This is a genomic window from Acinetobacter sp. P37, assembly GCF_057480965.1.
In genome coordinates this window covers 25194-42198 of record NZ_JBLIYY010000003.1, presented here as the reverse complement: position 1 = coordinate 42198, position 17005 = coordinate 25194, and the positions used below count along the sequence as shown (strand labels likewise).

Sequence of the window (17005 nt, the reverse complement as noted above, 5' to 3'; positions counted from 1 at the left end):
TATTAAGTAACACCATCCTGTATATAAAAAAACAGGCTCATTCTTGAAAGTATTGAGCCTGTTTTTTATTCAGTCTTACTAGATCGATTGTTTTAAAAACTTGGTGATTTCACGGCTAAATTTGACCGGTTCACTGAGCAATGGCGTATGTCCCGATTTTTTAAAAATAATCTGCTCAGCATTGACTAGGCTGTCAGCAATAATTTTTTGACCTTGGGCAGGATAGAGGATCGATTTTGCCCCTGTGAAAAAAGTCGTCGGTGCGGTGAGTGCTGCAATGGCTTCACGATAATCTTCAGTATGGTTCAAATAATTTTGAATATACCAATATAAATAGGCCACACTTTGTGATGGTAACATCAGCTTCTGTAAAGTTGGTTGTTGGTATGCAAAACGGAAAGCGGATAAAGCATAAGGATTGCTATTTTGTAAGTCTATGAATCTTAACCAAGCGTTGACCAGACCTTGACGGTCATGTTTATTCATCTGGTGTGCAAATGGCACGGAGAGGTTAGTTGCAAGTACCTTCGATATGTCTTCTAAAATACTCAAAAACTCAGTGTAGCGTTTGCCATATAAACCATATTGCCAATCTTCATCTACTCTAATTTTAGGCGTTTGATCGATGTGCAAATAACGTTTAATTTTTTCAGCAAACTGACCGTATTTTAAACCGTGCATGGTGGTCGTTGCCCCCATGGAGTAGGCAATGACCGTGATTTTATCGTAACCAAGTTGGGAAACTAAGCTGTCAATATCTCGCCAATGGCTTGAAATGGTATCCATATTTGGAATTTGACAATGTTTAGAGCCGCCAAATCCACGCCAGTCTGGAATGATAAATTTAAAGTGTTTTCGGTGTTGATATAGAAAAGGGTGCCATTGCCAACTTTGCATGCCGAGTCCAGATAAAACCAGGATGGGTTCTCCTTGACCATATTCACGAACATACAGTTGTTGTTGATCTGGCATTGTATAGTGCGGCATGCGGCTTCCTATTTATTTTTTTGTTTTAGCGATTAAATTTATGCAACTGTGGAATGATGGTTTCAAGCCATTTGATCCAACCGATTTCCAAATCAATTCCAAGCTGTAAAATCATTTTATGAATGTACAAAGTACGGTCTTCATCATGCGCATGTGCAAAGTCTTTTGCAAAAATAGACTGGTACACTTTTAGTTTTTCTTTGTGAATTTCTAGATGACGTTCTAATTCGGGTAATACGCCATTTGTACCCAGCTGAGCTTCTGCACGTAAACGAACCATCAACTCTTCACGTAATTGAGCCGGAGGGCTTTGCTCAACCATCCAATTGGCTAATTCAACACGTCCAAGCTGTTCAACTTGGTAGGTTTTTTTACGGGTTGTACTGTGCTCATCTTCAATGGTGCTGATCCAGCCTTTTTGCTGCATGCCACTGAGTTCACGGTAGATTTGCTGATGTGTTGCATTCCAAAAAAAGCCCATAGAGCGGTCAAAACGGCGTGCAAGGTCAATTCCTGTACTCGGTTTTTCAAGTAAGCTCGTCAGTAAAACATGGGCTAAAGACATATATGGCTCAGTCAAAATAGTTTTGTACTTTTTATTATGCAACATGTTGCATAAAAATCAAATCTCGCATATAAATTAGTGCAACAAGTTGCAAAAGCTTGTGTGCGTAGATGGAAATAGAAAGCTCGTATACAAGTGAAGATAAAAATAGCCAGCTTTTCAGCACGCTAAGGAGAAAAAATGTCAAATTATCCAAATTTATTGGCACCACTAGATTTAGGTTTTACAACGCTAAAGAACCGTGTATTGATGGGTTCTATGCATATCGGCCTTGAAGAAGCACCGGGTGGCTATGAACGCATGGCTGCTTTTTATGCAGAACGTGCGAAAGGTGGTGTAGGTCTGATTGTAACCGGTGGTATTTCTCCCAATGATGATGGTGTGACATTTGCTGGTGGTTCAAAATTAGACTCTTTAGAAGAAGCAGAAAAACATAAAGTGATTACGCAGGCGGTACATGATGCTGGCGGTAAAATTGCGATGCAGATTTTGCATACAGGTCGTTACTCGTATCAAGCCAATAATGTTGCACCTTCATCTATTCAAGCACCAATTAACCCAGTAAAACCGCAAGCTTTAAGCACAGCAGACGTCGAACGCACAATCAATGATTTTGCCAAATGTGCTCAGTTAGCACAGACAGCGGGTTATGATGGTGTAGAGGTCATGGGGTCAGAAGGTTATTTAATTAATGAGTTTATTGCTGCACGTACCAACCACCGTGATGATGAATGGGGTGGCAGTTATGAAAACCGGATTCGTTTTCCAATTGAGATCGTGCGTCGTACGCGTGAATTAGTCGGTGAAAATTTTATTATTATTTACCGTCTTTCTATGCTGGATCTGGTTGAAGGTGGTTCGACTTTTGAAGAAGTTGTGCAACTTGCAAAAGCCATTGAAAAAGCCGGTGCAACTATTATCAATACCGGTATTGGCTGGCACGAAGCACGTATTCCGACCATTGCAACCAAAGTGCCACGTGCTGCATTTACATGGGTGACCAAGAAATTAAAAGGTCTTGTGAATGTTCCTTTAATCACCTCAAACCGTATCAATACTCCTGAAATGGCTGAGCACGTACTTGCTTCGGGTGATGCGGATATGGTGTCCATGGCACGTCCAATGCTGGCTGACCCACGTTTTGTAGAAAAAGCAGAACAAGGTCGTAGTGATGAAATTAATACCTGTATTGGTTGTAACCAAGCCTGTCTAGATCATATTTTCTCGATGAAAATTGCAACATGTTTGGTTAACCCTCAAGCTTGCTATGAAACTGAACTGATTTTTAAAGAATCTGCACAGGTGAAAAATATTGCTGTGATTGGTGCGGGGCCTGCAGGTTTAAGCTTTGCAACTTATGCTGCAGAGCGTGGTCATAACATAACTATTTTTGAAGCATCGAGCCAAATTGGTGGACAGTTTAATATTGCGAAAACGATTCCTGGTAAAGAAGAGTTTTATGAAACGCTGCGTTATTTCAAACGTAAAATAGAACTATTGCCTCAGATTAAATTGGTATTGAACCATACAGCAACGTATGAAGAATTAGCTCAGTCTGATTTTGATGACATCGTGGTGGCGACGGGTGTAACACCGCGTCAGTTAGATATAGATGGTATTGATCATCCAAAAGTATTGAGCTATTTACAGGTATTACGTGAACGTCAACCTGTTGGCAAACGTGTAGCAATCATTGGTGCAGGCGGTATTGGTTTCGATACGGCTGAATATTTAACGCATGAAGGTGAAAGCGGAAGTCTCAATCCTGAGAAATTTTATGATGAATGGGGAATTGATACCACTTATGCACAAGTCGGTGGCTTGAAACATCCAGACGTCGAAGAATCGCCGCGTGAAGTGTATTTATTGCAACGTAAGGCTAAATCGGTTGGTGCTGGCTTAGGTAAAACCACGGGTTGGATTCACCGTACAGGTTTAAAACACCGTGATGTGAAAATGATCGCGGGTGCAAGCTACGACAAAATTGATGATCAAGGTTTGCATATTACCGTTGATGGTCAACCACGTATTTTAGATGTTGATCATGTGGTTATTTGTGCAGGTCAGGAATCCTATACCGCGATGTATGAACAGCTACAAGCAGATGGAAAAAATGTGCATCTGATTGGTGGTGCGAAAGAAGCAGGTGAGTTAGATGCTAAACGTGCCATTCGTCAAGGTGCAGATTTGGCTGCGGTGATTTAATCAGCCTCATACTAAACCACGACAACTTCATTCAATTTAATATGCAGTTGTCGTGCTTCCTCTCCATTTGGGAGAGGAGTTTGAGGAAAGGGAAATGATTCATCAAAAAAAAGGACATAAACATGACTATTGAAACAACAAAAAAATCTGTTGCACGTTGGCACGAAATGCTTAACACACGGGATATGAATATTTTAAATGAACTCTTGGCAGAGGATGTGGTGTTTCGTTCACCTGTCGCGTTTAACCCATATCCAGGTAAGCCTGTAGTAACTTTTATTTTGACCAATGTGATTCAAATTTTTGAAAATTTTACTTACCACCGTGAGTTTTATAGTGAGGATGGCCTCAATGTTGTACTTGAGTTTTCTGCCAATGTTGGCGAGAAAAAGTTAAAAGGGATCGACATGATTCAGTTTAATGAACAAGGTCAGATGATTGATTTTGAAGTCATGCTTCGTCCAAAAAGTGGCTTGGAAGCATTGGCGGCGAAAATGGGTGAGCGCATTATGCAATATCAGCCTTAAATCTGCTGATTTTAAATGCTCATCACAGAATGATAAAAAGCATGATGAATATTGTCATGCTTTTTGCTTATGAGGCTTAAGCAAACAAATATTGCTAGCGAGATACGGTTTTGTAGATACATTTTTTTACTGGGCATTGTTAGTCAAAGTGAAAAGATTGAAATGATTTGCTGTGGTGCGAAGCGAGGTGAAGGTAAGGTCAATGAATAATGTGATGCATAAAGGGCGTCAGGCTCTTTTAAACTTTGTAGATCATGCAATTGGTGCAGAATTACCACAGCTTTATTATCATCCTGAAGGGCAAATGAAAGATGTGCTGCCGAAGTTAAAGCAACTACATGAAAAATATCGTCCTACGCCTTGGTTGTCGAATACTCATGCACATTTACTGTATTTTGATGTCATTAAAAAGCGCCAAGTAAAGCTCAAATACGACGCCATAGAGCAACTAACCATGGCTGATGGTGGAATCACAGCCATTGCATGGTTGGGTTTGGATTTACCTGCAGATGTGCCAACTGTGGTGCTCATGCATACGATTACGGGAACGCCTGAAAGTATGCGAGAAGTGGTTCGGGATCTTCATCTATATACAGGTTGGCGCATTGCACTGTGTTTAAGACGTGGTCATGCCAATTTACCTATGCCTGTTGCCAAAATAAACTTATTTGGTTCAACAGATGACTTACGTGAACAGATTGCCTTTATTCAGCAGAAATTTCCAGAATCGAGTTTGTATGGCGTCGGTTCATCTGCAGGAACGGGGCTATTGGTTCGCTATTTAGGCGAACAAGGTGAGGAAACACCACTTAAAGCGGCTTTTGCTTTATGTCCGGGCTATGACACTGAGCTTGGCTTTAAAAATGTCCATCCTTTTTACAGTAAAATGATGACCAAGAAGCTCTTTCAGAAGTTTGTAGAACCCTATTCTGCAACATGGTCATCAACACCATCTTTAATAGAAGTCCTAAAAAGTAAAGATCTGGCGCAGTTTGAACGTACATATTTTCAAATGGCGGGTTTTACTGATTATGAAAGTTATGCCAAATCCACCAACCCAATTTATGTATTTGAAAATCTTAAAATTCCTTTGATGATTTTAAATGCCGAAGACGATCCTATTTGCCACATTCAAAACTTTGAACCCTATAAAGAATTAATCCGTTCTTTGCCGAATGTAGTGGTGGTGACCACTAAAAAAGGCAGTCACTGTGGTTATTATGAAGGTCTAGTGGAAACCCATTCATGGGCAACCAAATTGATGGCAGATTTTTTAAAGTTATATGCGAACTAAAAAATAGCCTACTTTGGGTAGGCTATTTTAAGTGTGTGTTACTCGGCTTGTGCGCAACATGCAGTTGTTTGAGGTTTAAGCTTCATTTGAATCAGTACTAAAATCAATGCTATAGCGCTCAGTGTAGCGCCTGCATAAGACACCGCGGCATAGCTGAGGTTAAGATTTAGCACGGCGGCACCAGCAACAGCGCCCAAAGCATTTCCAAGATTAAATGCACCAATGTTCACTGAAGAGGCGAGGCCTGGTGCATCGTGAGCTACTGTCATAACACGCATTTGTAAAGGTGGTACGACGGCAAAGGCTGCTGCTCCCCAGATGATTAATGCAATCGCTGCGCCAATGGTGGTGGTTGCTAAAATTGGAAATAACAGCATCATCAGCATCAGTAAGACTAAAAAGCCAATCAAGGTCTTATCTAAGGATTGATCGGCAAACTTACCACCGAAATGGTTACCAATTGAAAATCCGATCCCGATTAGGACCAACATGAAAGTGATAAGTTCAGGGCTTGCATGAGTAAAGACTTTTAAACTTGGTGCGATATAGGTATAGAGCGCGAACATAGCTCCAGCACTCATGACCGTGGTGAGCAGTGCTAAAACAACAGGCATGCGTGTTAATACTTTTAACTCTGCTCGTACATCAGGTTTTTCGGTCTGTTGCTGATGGGGTAGTGCTTTCCATAATGCCAACATGGTGATGATGCCCAATAAGGTAATAGCGGCAAAAGACATACGCCAACCGATATTTTGTCCTACCCACGTTGCGAGTGGTACACCGCCAATATTGGCGATGGTCAAGCCTATAAACATCATGGCAACAGCACTGGCTTGTTTATCTTTAGGTACGACACTCGCAGCAACGACAGAACCTAAGCCAAAAAATGCACCATGATTTAAGCTAGTCACCAAACGTGCAGCCATTAAACCGAGATAATTGGGTGCAATCGTTGCCAAAATATTACCGATGGTAAAGATTGCCATAAGTAAAATAAGGGCAGTACGTTTTGGAAAACGTGCTAACCATAAGGTCATCAATGGGGCACCAATCATGACGCCAACGGCATAGGCACTAATCAGTAAGCCCGTTTGAGGAATAGATACCGATAAATCTGCTGCGATTTCAGGCAAAAAACCCATCGGTGAAAATTCTGTTGTGCCAATTGCAAAAGCACCTACGGCTAATGCAATTAATGGAAAATTGAATTTCATATTAAATATCCCAAACTGGAGCAAGTTCAGGTGGGTTCACTTCACGCGCATTTCTGTCGAGTGTGGCAATGGCCTGCATTTGTTCTGATGTTAAATGAATGTCTTGAGCTTTTAAATTACTGATTAAATGTTCACGTTGGGTTGAAGATGGAATTACGGCATAACCTTTTTGTAATGCCCATGCGAGTGCAATTTGGGCCGTAGTGACTTGAGTCGAAGTAACTTGGTGTTCGGCTGCAATGTTTAACAGCGTTGGATCTTGCAAAACTTTGCCATAGGCCAAAGTCATATAGGATGTGACATCTATATTGTTCGCTTGCAGATAATTGGCCAAGTTTTGATTTTGCAAATATGGGCTAAGTTCAATTTGATTGGTTGCAATATTTTCTAGCCCGATGTGATCAATGGCTTGTTGAGTGAGCTCTATATTAAAATTAGATACACCAATATGCTCAGTCAATCCTTGTTTTTTTGCCTCATGTAAATGTCCCATTAATTCAGGAATATCGACTCCAAGTGCAGGTGCAGGCCAATGAATAAGTGTGAGGTTAACTGCATCCGTCCTTAATTTAATTAAGCTGTCTTTTAGACTGGGTATCAGTTTGTCGGCAGTATAATTTTCAGTCCAAATTTTCGTGGTTAAGAAAATATCAGCTCTATTGACCTGACTTTCATGGAGTGCTTGGCCTACTTCTGCTTCATTACCGTAAATTTGTGCGGTGTCTACAGCACGATATCCAAGCTCTAAGGCTGTTTTAATTGAGTGAATGACAGTATCACCTGTCAAACGGAAGGTGCCGACACCAAATTGGGGAACAATCATCAGGAATTCTCTTTTTTGAATTGATGCTATTGTGCTGCTAATTTTATTGAAGAAAAATGCATGAATTTGGAATATATTATTGATTAAAAATCACGAATTCGAATAAGCAATGAAATCGACTATTGAAGAGCTGCAGGCTTTTACTGTTATTGTAGATAGCGGCTCTATTATCAAAGCAGCAGAAAGACTGGATCAAACAGCATCTGGTGTAAGCCGCGCATTACAGCGTCTGGAATCTAAATTAAATGTAACCCTGTTAGAACGAACAACCCGCAAAATTAAGCTGACGCAAGAGGGGCAATTGTTTTTAGCTAAAACACGGCGGATATTGAATGATTTGAGCGAAGCGGAAGATTCTCTGCTGAAATTAGATGCAGATACATCGGGTTTGGTGCGAGTCGATTCTGCGATTTCGTTTATTCTGCATATGATCGTTCCCTTGATTCCAGAATTTAATGCGCGTTATCCGCATATACAGATTGAATTGGTGAATCATGATCAAGTGATTGACTTATTAGAGCATAAAGCGGATGTTGCAATTCGCTTTGGAAAATTAAACGACTCCAGTTTGCATGCAAAACTTATCTACAAGAGTCGACTGTGTTTGGTGGCGAGTCCTGTATATCTTCAGCAGCATGGACGTCCGCAAAATGCTGAAGAGCTAACCGCACATGCTTTACTTGGATTTAGTCAAATTACCCATATGAATACTTGGCCGATCCAAGTCGCAGGGAAACCTCTGACGATCCGCCCCAACATCAAGGCGTCAAATGGTGAAACGATACGTGAGCTTGCGATTCATGGGATGGGCATCGCTTGTCTATCAATTTTTATGTTAGAAAAAGATATTGCAGAAGGGCGATTGGTACAACTTTTAGACGATCAAATTGAACCGCATGAACAGCTTATTCATGCTGTCTATTATCAACAAGAGCATTTACCGAAACGTGTTCGTTTATTTATTGAATATTTAGCTGAAAAATTACAAGAATAGTTGTGAGAAAAAACAGTGCATCGTCGGGTACAGATTTTTATTTACATAGAAACAATAAAAAACCCGACTTTTGCCGGGTTTTTTTGATCATTTGTTTGATAAAACTTCGATCTTAGTTCTCTAAAGCTGGTGTTGCAGCAGCAATGGCAGCAGCCACGGCGTCATCTTCAGACTGTGCAGAACCTGAGTTTTGTTTAGGTTGAGCAGCTTGTGCAGGTTTTTCTGCCGCTTTAGGAGCTTCTGCTTTTGGAGCAGGAGTTTCTGCAGGAGGAGTAGGTTCACGACGAATTTCAGTTGTTGTATTCGGTGTTTCTTCACGAATAACTTCAACTTGCTGCTGAGTCGGTTCTTCAACAACTGCTTGTTCTTCAACTGGTTCTAATTGTGTAGGTACAGATGCTGTTGGTTCAGATGCTGTAACTTCAACCTGTTCCTGTTCTTCTTCTTTTGGTGCTTCTTTTTTTACACATGCTGTAAGAAGTAGACCTGTTGCGATTGCACCGCAGATTAAAAGTTTCTTATTCATAATTACACAAAACAAAAAAGTGTGGATTGGATAACTGCATTATAACAGCAAATAAGAATATAGAAATGATAAGAACTTACTCTAAATTTTTATGATAATTGCTGTTACAATAGCCAATTGTTAATTGTTCTATGAATTGATGCGGAATGACTTTGCTTTCTTGGTACAGAGTAAAGTAAAATCGCACAACATTGTAGGCCAATTTAGGCTCCATTGTACGAGAAACTTAATGACCCATTTTATTTTCGTTACTGGTGGTGTTGTATCATCACTAGGTAAAGGTATTTCAGCTGCATCAGTGGCTGCGCTTTTAGAAGCCCGTGGTTTAAAAGTAACCATGGTAAAAATGGATCCATACATTAATGTCGATCCAGGGACTATGAGTCCATTCCAACACGGTGAAGTTTTTGTCACAGAGGATGGTGCTGAAACTGACTTAGACTTGGGTTATTACGAACGTTTCTTGCGTCGTGCGAAAATGACCAAACTGAACAACTTTACTTCAGGACGAGTGTACCAAGATGTCTTGAATAAAGAACGTCGTGGTGACTACCTCGGTGGTACAGTTCAAGTTATTCCACATATTACTGACAATATTAAAGAACGTGTTCTTCGCGCAGGTGAAGGCTATGACGTTGCGATCGTTGAGATCGGCGGTACAGTAGGTGACATTGAATCTCTCCCATTCATGGAATCTGTACGTCAACTTATGGTCGAACTAGGTCATAAGCGCACAATGTTAATGCACTTAACTTTACTCCCATACATTAAGTCAGCTGCGGAATTAAAAACTAAACCAACTCAACACTCTGTAAAAGAGCTTTTGTCGATTGGTATTCAACCAGACATCCTGATCTGCCGTACAGAGCATGATGTTGATGCTGACACTACACGTAAAATTGCGTTATTTACGAACGTTGAAGCACGTGCAGTTGTGGTATGTAAAGATGCGCGTTCTATTTACCAAATTCCACGTACTTTCTATGAACAAAACGTTGATGATTTAATCTGTGAACGTTTTGGCTATAACGATCTTCCAGAAGCTGATCTTACAGACTGGGATAACGTTGTAGATGCATTACTGAACCCTGAATACACAGTTCGTGTAGCGATGGTTGGTAAATACGTTGAACTTCCAGATGCATACAAATCTGTAAACGAAGCGCTTTTACATGCGGGTATTCAAAACCGTGTGAAAGTTCAGATTGATTATGTCAATGCAGAAGAACTTGAAAGCCAAGATGTAAACGACGTATTAAAAGACGCGGATGCAATCTTAGTGCCGGGTGGCTTCGGTGAACGTGGTACAGAAGGCAAAATGAAAGCGATTCGTTTTGCACGTGAAAACGGTGTGCCATTCCTTGGCATCTGTTTAGGTATGCAGTTGGCTGTGATCGAATATGCGCGCAACGTTGCGGGTATTAGTGATGCAACTTCAACTGAATTTAACCGTTCTACAAAATCACCATTGATTGGTTTAATCACTGAATGGTTAGATGAGCGCGGCGAAGTTCAACAACGTAATGCAGATTCTGACTTAGGCGGCACAATGCGTCTGGGTGCTCAAAAATCTGAATTGGTTGCCGGAACAAAAACTGCACAAGTTTACGGTTCTGAAGAGATCGTTGAACGTCATCGTCACCGTTATGAAATGAACAACCGTTATATCCCAGTGCTTGAAGAAAAAGGCATGAAGATTTCAGGTTATTCTCCAGTACAGCGTCTTGTTGAAACTGTTGAAATTCCTGAACATCCTTGGTTTATTGCTGTACAATTCCATCCGGAATTTACAAGTTCACCACGTGATGGACACCCATTATTCGCAGGCTTTATTGATGCTGCTAAAAAGCAGTACCAAAAAGCGAAATAATGTGTTTTTGACTAAACCAGGAAGAGTTTAAATGTCACAATTAAAACCACAGGAAATTGTACGTTTAGGCGATATACAAATGGCAAATCATTTGCCATTTGTACTATTCGGCGGCATGAACGTACTTGAGTCAAAAGACCTTGCTTTTGAAATTGCTGAAACATATGTGGATATCTGCAAACGCTTGGATATTCCGTATGTGTTTAAAGCAAGTTTTGATAAAGCCAATCGTTCAAGCTTGAACTCTTTCCGTGGCCCAGGCCTGGAAAAAGGAATCGAGTGGTTAGCTGACATTAAAAAACACTTTAATGTGCCGATTATTACTGATGTACATGAACCATACCAAGCTGCGCCTGTTGCTGAAGTTGCGGATATTATCCAACTTCCTGCATTTTTAAGCCGTCAAACTGACTTGGTTGATGCAATGGCAAAAACCAATGCCATTATCAACATTAAAAAGGCACAGTTCCTTGCACCGCATGAAATGCGTCACATTTTGCATAAGTGCTTAGAAGCAGGGAATGACAAACTGATTCTTTGTGAACGTGGTTCAGCATTTGGTTACAACAATTTAGTTGTAGACATGTTGGGCTTTGACATCATGAAAGAAATGAATGTCCCGGTGTTCTTTGATGTTACACATGCGCTTCAAACGCCGGGTGGTCGTGCGGATTCTGCAGGTGGTCGTCGTGCACAAATCACGACACTGGCACGTGCAGGTATGGCGACTGGTTTAGCAGGTTTGTTCTTAGAAGCTCATCCAGATCCAGAAAATGCCAAATGTGATGGTCCATGTGCGCTACGCATGTCACAGTTGGAACCTTTCTTGGCACAGTTAAAAGAGCTCGATACCTTAGTTAAAGGTTTCGCAAAGTTAGACACACACTAATTCGATACACATTGATGCGTCACTTTTGACGCATCATTTTTATTAATCAACTGAGGAATTGTTCATGAGCCAAATCGTTGACATTCGTGCACGTGAAATTTTGGACTCTCGTGGTAACCCTACCATCGAAGCAGACGTAATCTTAGCCTCTGGCGTTGTAGGCCGTGCATGTGCACCATCTGGTGCTTCAACTGGTTCTCGTGAAGCTTTAGAACTTCGTGACGGCGACAAAGCTCGTTACTTAGGTAAAGGCGTTAAAACTGCGGTTAACAACGTTAACACAGTAATTCGTGATGCATTGTTGGGTAAATCAGTATTCGAACAAAAAGACATTGACAACACAATGATCGCGCTTGACGGTACTGAAAACAAAGAAAAATTAGGTGCGAACGCAACTTTAGCGGTATCGCTAGCTGCTGCACGCGCTGCTGCTGACGAAAAGAAAATTCCACTTTTTCAATACATCGCAGACCTTCGTAATAACAGCATTTTGACTATGCCTGTTCCAATGATGAACATCCTAAATGGTGGTTCACATGCAGACAACAACGTAGACATTCAAGAATTTATGATTGAGCCAGTTGGCTTTACTTCATTCTCTGAAGCTTTACGCGCTGGTGCTGAAATTTTCCATTCTTTAAAATCAGTTTTAAAGAAACAAGGTCTAAATACTGCAGTTGGTGATGAAGGTGGTTTTGCACCGAACCTTCGTTCTAACGAAGAAGCAATCACAGTAATTCTTGAAGCAATTGAAAAAACTGGCTACAAAGCAGGTTCTGACATTATGCTTGCGCTTGACTGTGCATCTTCAGAATTCTACAAAGATGGTCAATACATCCTTGCAGGTGAAGGCAATAAAGCATTCACAAGCAACCAATTTGCTGACTACCTTGCTGGTTTTGCAAAACAATACCCAATCATCTCAATTGAAGATGGTTTAGACGAGTCTGATTGGGAAGGTTGGTCTTACCTTACTTCAATCCTTGGCGACAAAATCCAATTGGTTGGTGATGACCTATTCGTTACGAATCCTAAGATTCTTCAACGTGGTATCAACGAAAAAGTGGGTAACTCTATTCTGATCAAGTACAACCAAATCGGTACGTTGACTGAAACTCTAGATGCAATCTACCTTGCAAAAGCAAACGGTTACACTACAGTAATTTCACACCGTTCTGGTGAAACTGAAGATTCAACTATTGCAGATCTTGCAGTGGGTACAGCAGCGGGTCAAATCAAAACTGGTTCACTTTGCCGTTCTGACCGTGTAGCGAAATATAACCAATTACTTCGTATTGAAGAATTGACTAATGCTGCATATCGCGGTAAAGCTGAGTTCAAAGGTTTGAACTAAGCAGATCATGCTATCTATGTTAAATGTATTTGACTCCAAAGCGAGTAAAGCATTGTTGGGCCTTGCGATCTTTTTGATCGCAGGGTTTCAATATTTATACTGGTTCGGTGAAGGTGGTTATCATCAACATCAACAACTGAGTCAGAAAATACAACAACAAGTCGAACTCAATAACGAATTAAAAGAACGAAATCGCGTACTTGCAGCTGAAGTATACGATTTAAAAAATGGCGTTGAAGCTATTGAAGAGCATGCTCGTCTAGATTTAGGTTTAATTAAACCGCATGAAACTTTCGTACAGATGAGTACGATTAGTACTCAGTACAAACCAATTTATATTGATCCAAACGCAAAAGTAGACCTACGTACCAATGAGTCAGAACCAGCCGAACTTCCACCCGAACCTTAAATTGTGGGCTATTATTCCTGCTGCTGGTTCAGGAAGTCGATTTTCTAAAACTGAACTAAAACAATATCAAAACATTGCGGGTCTAACTGTGCTTGAACACACAGTTGCGCGTCTTAACCAATTACCTTTAACAGGCTATGTATTGGCTATAGGCGAGCAAGATAATATTGCTCAGACTTTGGCATTAGCTAATCAAGAGAAAGTACATTTTTGTTTAGGTGGTTCAGAGCGTGTGCATTCTGTACTCAATGCATTGCAATATCTATCTAAGATTGCCAATGTTGATGATTGGGTATTTGTTCATGATGCAGCAAGACCATGTGTCTCGCAGTCGAGTTTAGAAAATTTAGTTCAATCGGCAGTCGATTCTGAGCAAAGTGCGATTCTCGCCATCCCTGTACGCGACACCTTAAAACAAGTTGAAACGCCACCACAAATATCAACAACGGTAGATCGTTCAACTTTATGGCAAGCGCAAACACCACAAATTGCCAAATTGGGTATGCTTAAAAATGCCATTGAACAAGCGCTTGCCGCTGGTGCGACCATCACAGATGAAGCTAGTGCCTTAGAATTTGTCGGTGAGCAAGTTAATGTCGTGCAAGGTCGTTCGGACAATATTAAAATTACCTATCCTGATGATTTAGAGTTGGCACGTTTAATTTTAGCGTCTCAAGTGAATAGATGATTATTTCAAGGAATATTTAAGGGGCAGTGATTTTTACTGTCGCTTTAATCTATAATTCCCGCATCCTTTTTAGATCTGTTTCGCAATGATCCCTTCTCAACAGTATCGTTTTTTACGTCAGTCATTACGCGATGGCCGCAGTATAAAACACGATTCTTCTCGATGGGCTAAACTTCATTTAGACCCGTGGTTACTTTGCTTCTTGGTACTCAATGCAATATTGGGGCTGATGGTTGTCTATAGTGCGACCGCGGAAGATTCGGGAATGGTACTACGTCAAGCCACAAGTTTTGGTGTGGGCTTTATTGTGATGCTGATCTGCGCGCAAATTCCACCCAAAGTTTACCAATCTATGAGTCCGTACTTATATGCCATCGGTATATTTTTACTGTTGTTGGTTTTGGTCATTGGTGAAAAAAGGATGGGGGCGAAACGCTGGATTAGCTTACCGGGTATCGGCAGTATGCAGCCGAGTGAGTTTATGAAATTTGCCATGCCACTGATGATGGCGTGGTATTTTGCGCGAAAACCTTTTCCACCGAAATTTTTACAAATTGTCGGGGCATTAATTTTATTATTGATTCCATTTGCATTGGTCGCTTTACAGCCTGACTTGAATATCGGTTTGATTATTCCGGGTATTTTTGTTTTATTTTTAAGTGGTATGTCTTGGCGTTTAATTGCAGGTGCTTTAACCGCCTTTGCAATTGCAGCACCTGTACTTTGGATGTTTTTTTTACAGGAATATCAGAAAAAACGTGTACTGACGTTATTTGACCCTGAATCTGACGCGCTTGGTGCAGGTTGGAACATTATTCAATCTAAAATTGCCATTGGATCAGGTGGTTTAATGGGTAAGGGTTATACCGAAGGGACGCAGTCGCACTTGGGCTATCTGCCAGAGCATCATACTGACTTTATTATGTCGACCTATGCTGAAGAGTTTGGCTTTATTGGTGTATTTCTTTTATTTAGTTTGTTTACAGCAATTATTGTTCGCTGTTTGATTATTGGACTAAATTCTTTCCATAATTTTGGGCGTTTGTATGCAGGGGCGATGGGCTTAACTTTCTTCTTCTTTGTATTTTTGAACTCAGGTATGGTTAGTGGTATCTTGCCTGTAACAGGCGATCCATTGCCCTTGATGAGTTATGGGGGAACAGCAGTCATATCCATGCTTGCAGGTATGGGGATTGTGATGTCGATTCATACGCATCGTTAAATAGAATAGATTACATTAAGCCGGATTTATATCCGGTTTTTTGCTTGAGATTTAAAATAATCGAGATAAAACTTCTAAAAATTGATTATTGCAATATTCATGAAATGTGATACCTCATTTAAAAAACACCATTCGGTGGAATGGTGCTTCTTCTATAGTTAGGGCTTTGATTTGAAAAAATTAAACGTTTTTTGTATAACGTGTATTATTTAAACTTTAGGAAATCCTAATTCAACGTTTGCTCTTTTATAATTTTTCGTGCATCTAAAATATGTACCAATACAAGAGTAAATAGGAGACTTAAAGCATATTTAAAATATTGAATAAACAAAATAAATACTGGTTTAGCTGAATATAAAGCTTTTTTAAAAGCATATCCTTTAGTTCCTATTTCAGGCTGCATTGGATCACTCGGAAACCAAGTTAAGCTGATACAAATGATAAAAAAAATGAAGAAACAAAGCATAGTTGCACTGTACATTGCGAGACCATCACGAGTTCTTATCTGTTTAATAACAGCGTTTTGTACCTGTAATTGGATATCTGGTTTTAAGCCAAAAAACTTTCGGCTGAAAAATATAAGAAAAATTGTAATCCAAGTACATAAAGCAAAAAAATCATTTAAAAACCTATGTTTTGATGAAACTTGAAGCTGTTGTGTATTGGAAAAAATCCCGCTGAACTCGAAATCAAAGCAAATTACCATTAAGGCTACAACAAAGGGGAAAATCACAAAATAATAAAATGGAGCAATATTATCTAAGTAATTCGTAATAGAGTTTGTTTTGTATATAGCCATTAAAGAAATTCTTAATTCTCATATATATCTGATTATAAATGAGATATATAAAAGCATAAAACAGATATACGATTTTATTTAACATAATGGTGCTCATACAAACTCTGAAGTGTGCAACTAGGATCGAATTTTTTTATTTATCTGTGGGATTTGAAACTGTTTTGTAGTTTCAATCAAAAATAAAGCCCTCAATTGAGGGCTTTATTTAGATATTAATTAATGTAGGAACCATGTGTAGTAGCCCCATAACATCAGTGGCCAAGCGAGGAAGGGGCTAAAAAGCCATTTCCAGAACCAATGGTGTGGCATAAAACCCACACCATGCACAAAACCACCTGAAATACCTATCATGATGAACATCAGCGCTCGATGGCTATATCCACCATTGTCATCCAGCATGGCAGCAGGATGTACAAGTAACACGGCTGCCAAAGGAAAAGCTAACAGGCAGGAAATGACCATTGCAAATTTATTTGGCTTCTTTTCTACAAGTGATTTTTCTACAGCAGCATCAGTCATTTGTTATTCCTCATCTAGATCTTGATGATGTTCGATGTAAAGCGCACTAAGTACACCCGCAAAACATGCCATCAAAATACCGAGAATCCAAGCAAAATACCACATCGTCTTTTCTCCTTA

18 protein-coding genes are annotated in these 17005 nt (G+C 40.1%); 10 read left to right on the top strand and 8 right to left on the bottom strand.

Features of this window, described 5'->3' with window-relative positions; translation table 11 throughout:
• Positions 1 to 78: 78 nt before the first annotated feature.
• Together AC25JC_RS03635 and AC25JC_RS03630 are read right to left on the bottom strand one after the other, a co-directional pair.
• Entirely contained in the window at positions 79 to 987 is a 909-nt protein-coding gene (locus AC25JC_RS03635) for an alpha/beta fold hydrolase (protein ID WP_486923470.1), read from the bottom strand.
• A 25-nt stretch (positions 988 to 1012) separates the two neighbouring features.
• Positions 1013 to 1552 (bottom strand): PadR family transcriptional regulator, encoded by a 540-nt coding sequence (locus AC25JC_RS03630; protein WP_180022122.1) that lies wholly within the window; start codon positions 1550 to 1552, stop codon positions 1013 to 1015.
• A 180-nt stretch (positions 1553 to 1732) separates the two neighbouring features.
• Here AC25JC_RS03630 and AC25JC_RS03625 point away from each other — a divergent pair, with 180 nt between their 5' ends.
• The 3 genes from AC25JC_RS03625 to AC25JC_RS03615 all read left to right on the top strand — a co-directional run bounded on the left by AC25JC_RS03625 (position 1733) and on the right by AC25JC_RS03615 (position 5578).
• Positions 1733 to 3757: an NADPH-dependent 2,4-dienoyl-CoA reductase gene (locus tag AC25JC_RS03625; protein WP_180177349.1), complete on the top strand. Its 2025-nt coding sequence runs from the start codon at positions 1733 to 1735 to the stop codon at positions 3755 to 3757.
• 122 nt (positions 3758 to 3879) lie between these two features.
• Complete coding sequence (locus AC25JC_RS03620) at positions 3880 to 4284, top strand: nuclear transport factor 2 family protein (protein WP_078193923.1); 405 nt, start codon at positions 3880 to 3882, stop codon at positions 4282 to 4284.
• A 202-nt stretch (positions 4285 to 4486) separates the two neighbouring features.
• Complete coding sequence (locus AC25JC_RS03615) at positions 4487 to 5578, top strand: YheT family hydrolase (protein ID WP_486923469.1); 1092 nt, start codon at positions 4487 to 4489, stop codon at positions 5576 to 5578.
• Between the two features lie 38 nt (positions 5579 to 5616).
• Here AC25JC_RS03615 and AC25JC_RS03610 read toward each other — a convergent pair whose 3' ends face one another.
• On the bottom strand, positions 5617 to 6792 hold the full coding sequence (locus AC25JC_RS03610; protein WP_486923468.1) for an MFS transporter: 1176 nt from the start codon (positions 6790 to 6792) through the stop codon (positions 5617 to 5619).
• A gap of 1 nt (position 6793) precedes the next feature.
• A complete protein-coding gene (dkgB, locus tag AC25JC_RS03605) occupies positions 6794 to 7615 on the bottom strand; it encodes a 2,5-didehydrogluconate reductase DkgB (protein WP_486923467.1) in 822 nt (273 codons plus the stop codon).
• A 109-nt stretch (positions 7616 to 7724) separates the two neighbouring features.
• Here dkgB and AC25JC_RS03600 point away from each other — a divergent pair, with 109 nt between their 5' ends.
• On the top strand, positions 7725 to 8609 hold the full coding sequence (locus AC25JC_RS03600; RefSeq protein WP_180107429.1) for a LysR family transcriptional regulator: 885 nt from the start codon (positions 7725 to 7727) through the stop codon (positions 8607 to 8609).
• Positions 8610 to 8721: 112 nt separating this feature from the next.
• Here AC25JC_RS03600 and AC25JC_RS03595 read toward each other — a convergent pair whose 3' ends face one another.
• Positions 8722 to 9135 (bottom strand): internalin, encoded by a 414-nt coding sequence (locus AC25JC_RS03595; RefSeq protein ID WP_486923466.1) that lies wholly within the window; start codon positions 9133 to 9135, stop codon positions 8722 to 8724.
• 229 nt (positions 9136 to 9364) lie between these two features.
• On the opposite strand from AC25JC_RS03595, the gene pyrG reads away from it, so the two are divergent.
• The 6 genes from pyrG to rodA all read left to right on the top strand — a co-directional run bounded on the left by pyrG (position 9365) and on the right by rodA (position 15567).
• Positions 9365 to 11005, top strand: a complete 1641-nt coding sequence (gene pyrG / locus AC25JC_RS03590) for a CTP synthase (protein WP_078188523.1) — start codon at positions 9365 to 9367, stop codon at positions 11003 to 11005.
• A gap of 31 nt (positions 11006 to 11036) precedes the next feature.
• Positions 11037 to 11894: a 3-deoxy-8-phosphooctulonate synthase gene (kdsA, locus tag AC25JC_RS03585; protein ID WP_486923465.1), complete on the top strand. Its 858-nt coding sequence runs from the start codon at positions 11037 to 11039 to the stop codon at positions 11892 to 11894.
• 64 nt (positions 11895 to 11958) lie between these two features.
• Positions 11959 to 13248 (top strand): phosphopyruvate hydratase, encoded by a 1290-nt coding sequence (gene eno / locus AC25JC_RS03580; RefSeq protein WP_078188521.1) that lies wholly within the window; start codon positions 11959 to 11961, stop codon positions 13246 to 13248.
• Positions 13249 to 13264: 16 nt separating this feature from the next.
• Complete coding sequence (locus tag AC25JC_RS03575; RefSeq protein WP_078193918.1) at positions 13265 to 13657, top strand: septum formation initiator family protein; 393 nt, start codon at positions 13265 to 13267, stop codon at positions 13655 to 13657.
• Positions 13620 to 14345: a 2-C-methyl-D-erythritol 4-phosphate cytidylyltransferase gene (ispD, locus tag AC25JC_RS03570; RefSeq protein ID WP_486923464.1), complete on the top strand. Its 726-nt coding sequence runs from the start codon at positions 13620 to 13622 to the stop codon at positions 14343 to 14345. Before AC25JC_RS03575 ends, ispD begins: the two co-directional genes overlap by 38 nt.
• 85 nt (positions 14346 to 14430) lie before the next feature.
• The gene (gene rodA, locus AC25JC_RS03565; protein WP_180007840.1) at positions 14431 to 15567 is read left to right on the top strand and encodes a rod shape-determining protein RodA; all 1137 of its coding nucleotides are present in this window, start codon (positions 14431 to 14433) and stop codon (positions 15565 to 15567) included.
• A 226-nt stretch (positions 15568 to 15793) separates the two neighbouring features.
• Here the strand turns inward: rodA and AC25JC_RS03560 are convergent, their stop codons facing one another.
• From AC25JC_RS03560 to cydX, 3 genes are all read right to left on the bottom strand, one after another.
• The gene (locus AC25JC_RS03560; RefSeq protein ID WP_180157470.1) at positions 15794 to 16366 is read right to left on the bottom strand and encodes a hypothetical protein; all 573 of its coding nucleotides are present in this window, start codon (positions 16364 to 16366) and stop codon (positions 15794 to 15796) included.
• 216 nt (positions 16367 to 16582) lie between these two features.
• The gene (locus AC25JC_RS03555) at positions 16583 to 16885 is read right to left on the bottom strand and encodes a cyd operon YbgE family protein (protein ID WP_180157468.1); all 303 of its coding nucleotides are present in this window, start codon (positions 16883 to 16885) and stop codon (positions 16583 to 16585) included.
• A gap of 3 nt (positions 16886 to 16888) precedes the next feature.
• On the bottom strand, positions 16889 to 16990 hold the full coding sequence (cydX, locus tag AC25JC_RS03550) for a cytochrome bd-I oxidase subunit CydX (RefSeq protein WP_002120988.1): 102 nt from the start codon (positions 16988 to 16990) through the stop codon (positions 16889 to 16891).
• Positions 16991 to 17005 lie beyond the last annotated feature (15 nt).

Excerpts from the sequence above, each read along its gene's own strand:
- AC25JC_RS03610 (WP_486923468.1), bottom strand. The coding sequence starts at position 6,792 with ATGAAATTCAATTTTCCATTAATTGCATTAGCCGTAGGTGCTTTTGCA.
- AC25JC_RS03595 (WP_486923466.1), bottom strand. The coding sequence starts at position 9,135 with ATGAATAAGAAACTTTTAATCTGCGGTGCAATCGCAACAGGTCTACTT.
- kdsA (WP_486923465.1), top strand. The coding sequence starts at position 11,037 with ATGTCACAATTAAAACCACAGGAAATTGTACGTTTAGGCGATATACAA.
- AC25JC_RS03560 (WP_180157470.1), bottom strand. The coding sequence starts at position 16,366 with ATGGCTATATACAAAACAAACTCTATTACGAATTACTTAGATAATATT.
- ispD (WP_486923464.1), top strand. The coding sequence starts at position 13,620 with ATGAGTCAGAACCAGCCGAACTTCCACCCGAACCTTAAATTGTGGGCT.
- AC25JC_RS03575 (WP_078193918.1), top strand. The coding sequence starts at position 13,265 with ATGTTAAATGTATTTGACTCCAAAGCGAGTAAAGCATTGTTGGGCCTT.
- AC25JC_RS03600 (WP_180107429.1), top strand. The coding sequence starts at position 7,725 with ATGAAATCGACTATTGAAGAGCTGCAGGCTTTTACTGTTATTGTAGAT.
- eno (WP_078188521.1), top strand. The coding sequence starts at position 11,959 with ATGAGCCAAATCGTTGACATTCGTGCACGTGAAATTTTGGACTCTCGT.
- AC25JC_RS03625 (WP_180177349.1), top strand. The coding sequence starts at position 1,733 with ATGTCAAATTATCCAAATTTATTGGCACCACTAGATTTAGGTTTTACA.
- AC25JC_RS03615 (WP_486923469.1), top strand. The coding sequence starts at position 4,487 with ATGAATAATGTGATGCATAAAGGGCGTCAGGCTCTTTTAAACTTTGTA.
- AC25JC_RS03620 (WP_078193923.1), top strand. The coding sequence starts at position 3,880 with ATGACTATTGAAACAACAAAAAAATCTGTTGCACGTTGGCACGAAATG.
- pyrG (WP_078188523.1), top strand. The coding sequence starts at position 9,365 with ATGACCCATTTTATTTTCGTTACTGGTGGTGTTGTATCATCACTAGGT.
- cydX (WP_002120988.1), bottom strand. The coding sequence starts at position 16,990 with ATGTGGTATTTTGCTTGGATTCTCGGTATTTTGATGGCATGTTTTGCG.
- AC25JC_RS03630 (WP_180022122.1), bottom strand. The coding sequence starts at position 1,552 with ATGTCTTTAGCCCATGTTTTACTGACGAGCTTACTTGAAAAACCGAGT.
- AC25JC_RS03555 (WP_180157468.1), bottom strand. The coding sequence starts at position 16,885 with ATGACTGATGCTGCTGTAGAAAAATCACTTGTAGAAAAGAAGCCAAAT.
- dkgB (WP_486923467.1), bottom strand. The coding sequence starts at position 7,615 with ATGATTGTTCCCCAATTTGGTGTCGGCACCTTCCGTTTGACAGGTGAT.
- AC25JC_RS03635 (WP_486923470.1), bottom strand. The coding sequence starts at position 987 with ATGCCGCACTATACAATGCCAGATCAACAACAACTGTATGTTCGTGAA.
- rodA (WP_180007840.1), top strand. The coding sequence starts at position 14,431 with ATGATCCCTTCTCAACAGTATCGTTTTTTACGTCAGTCATTACGCGAT.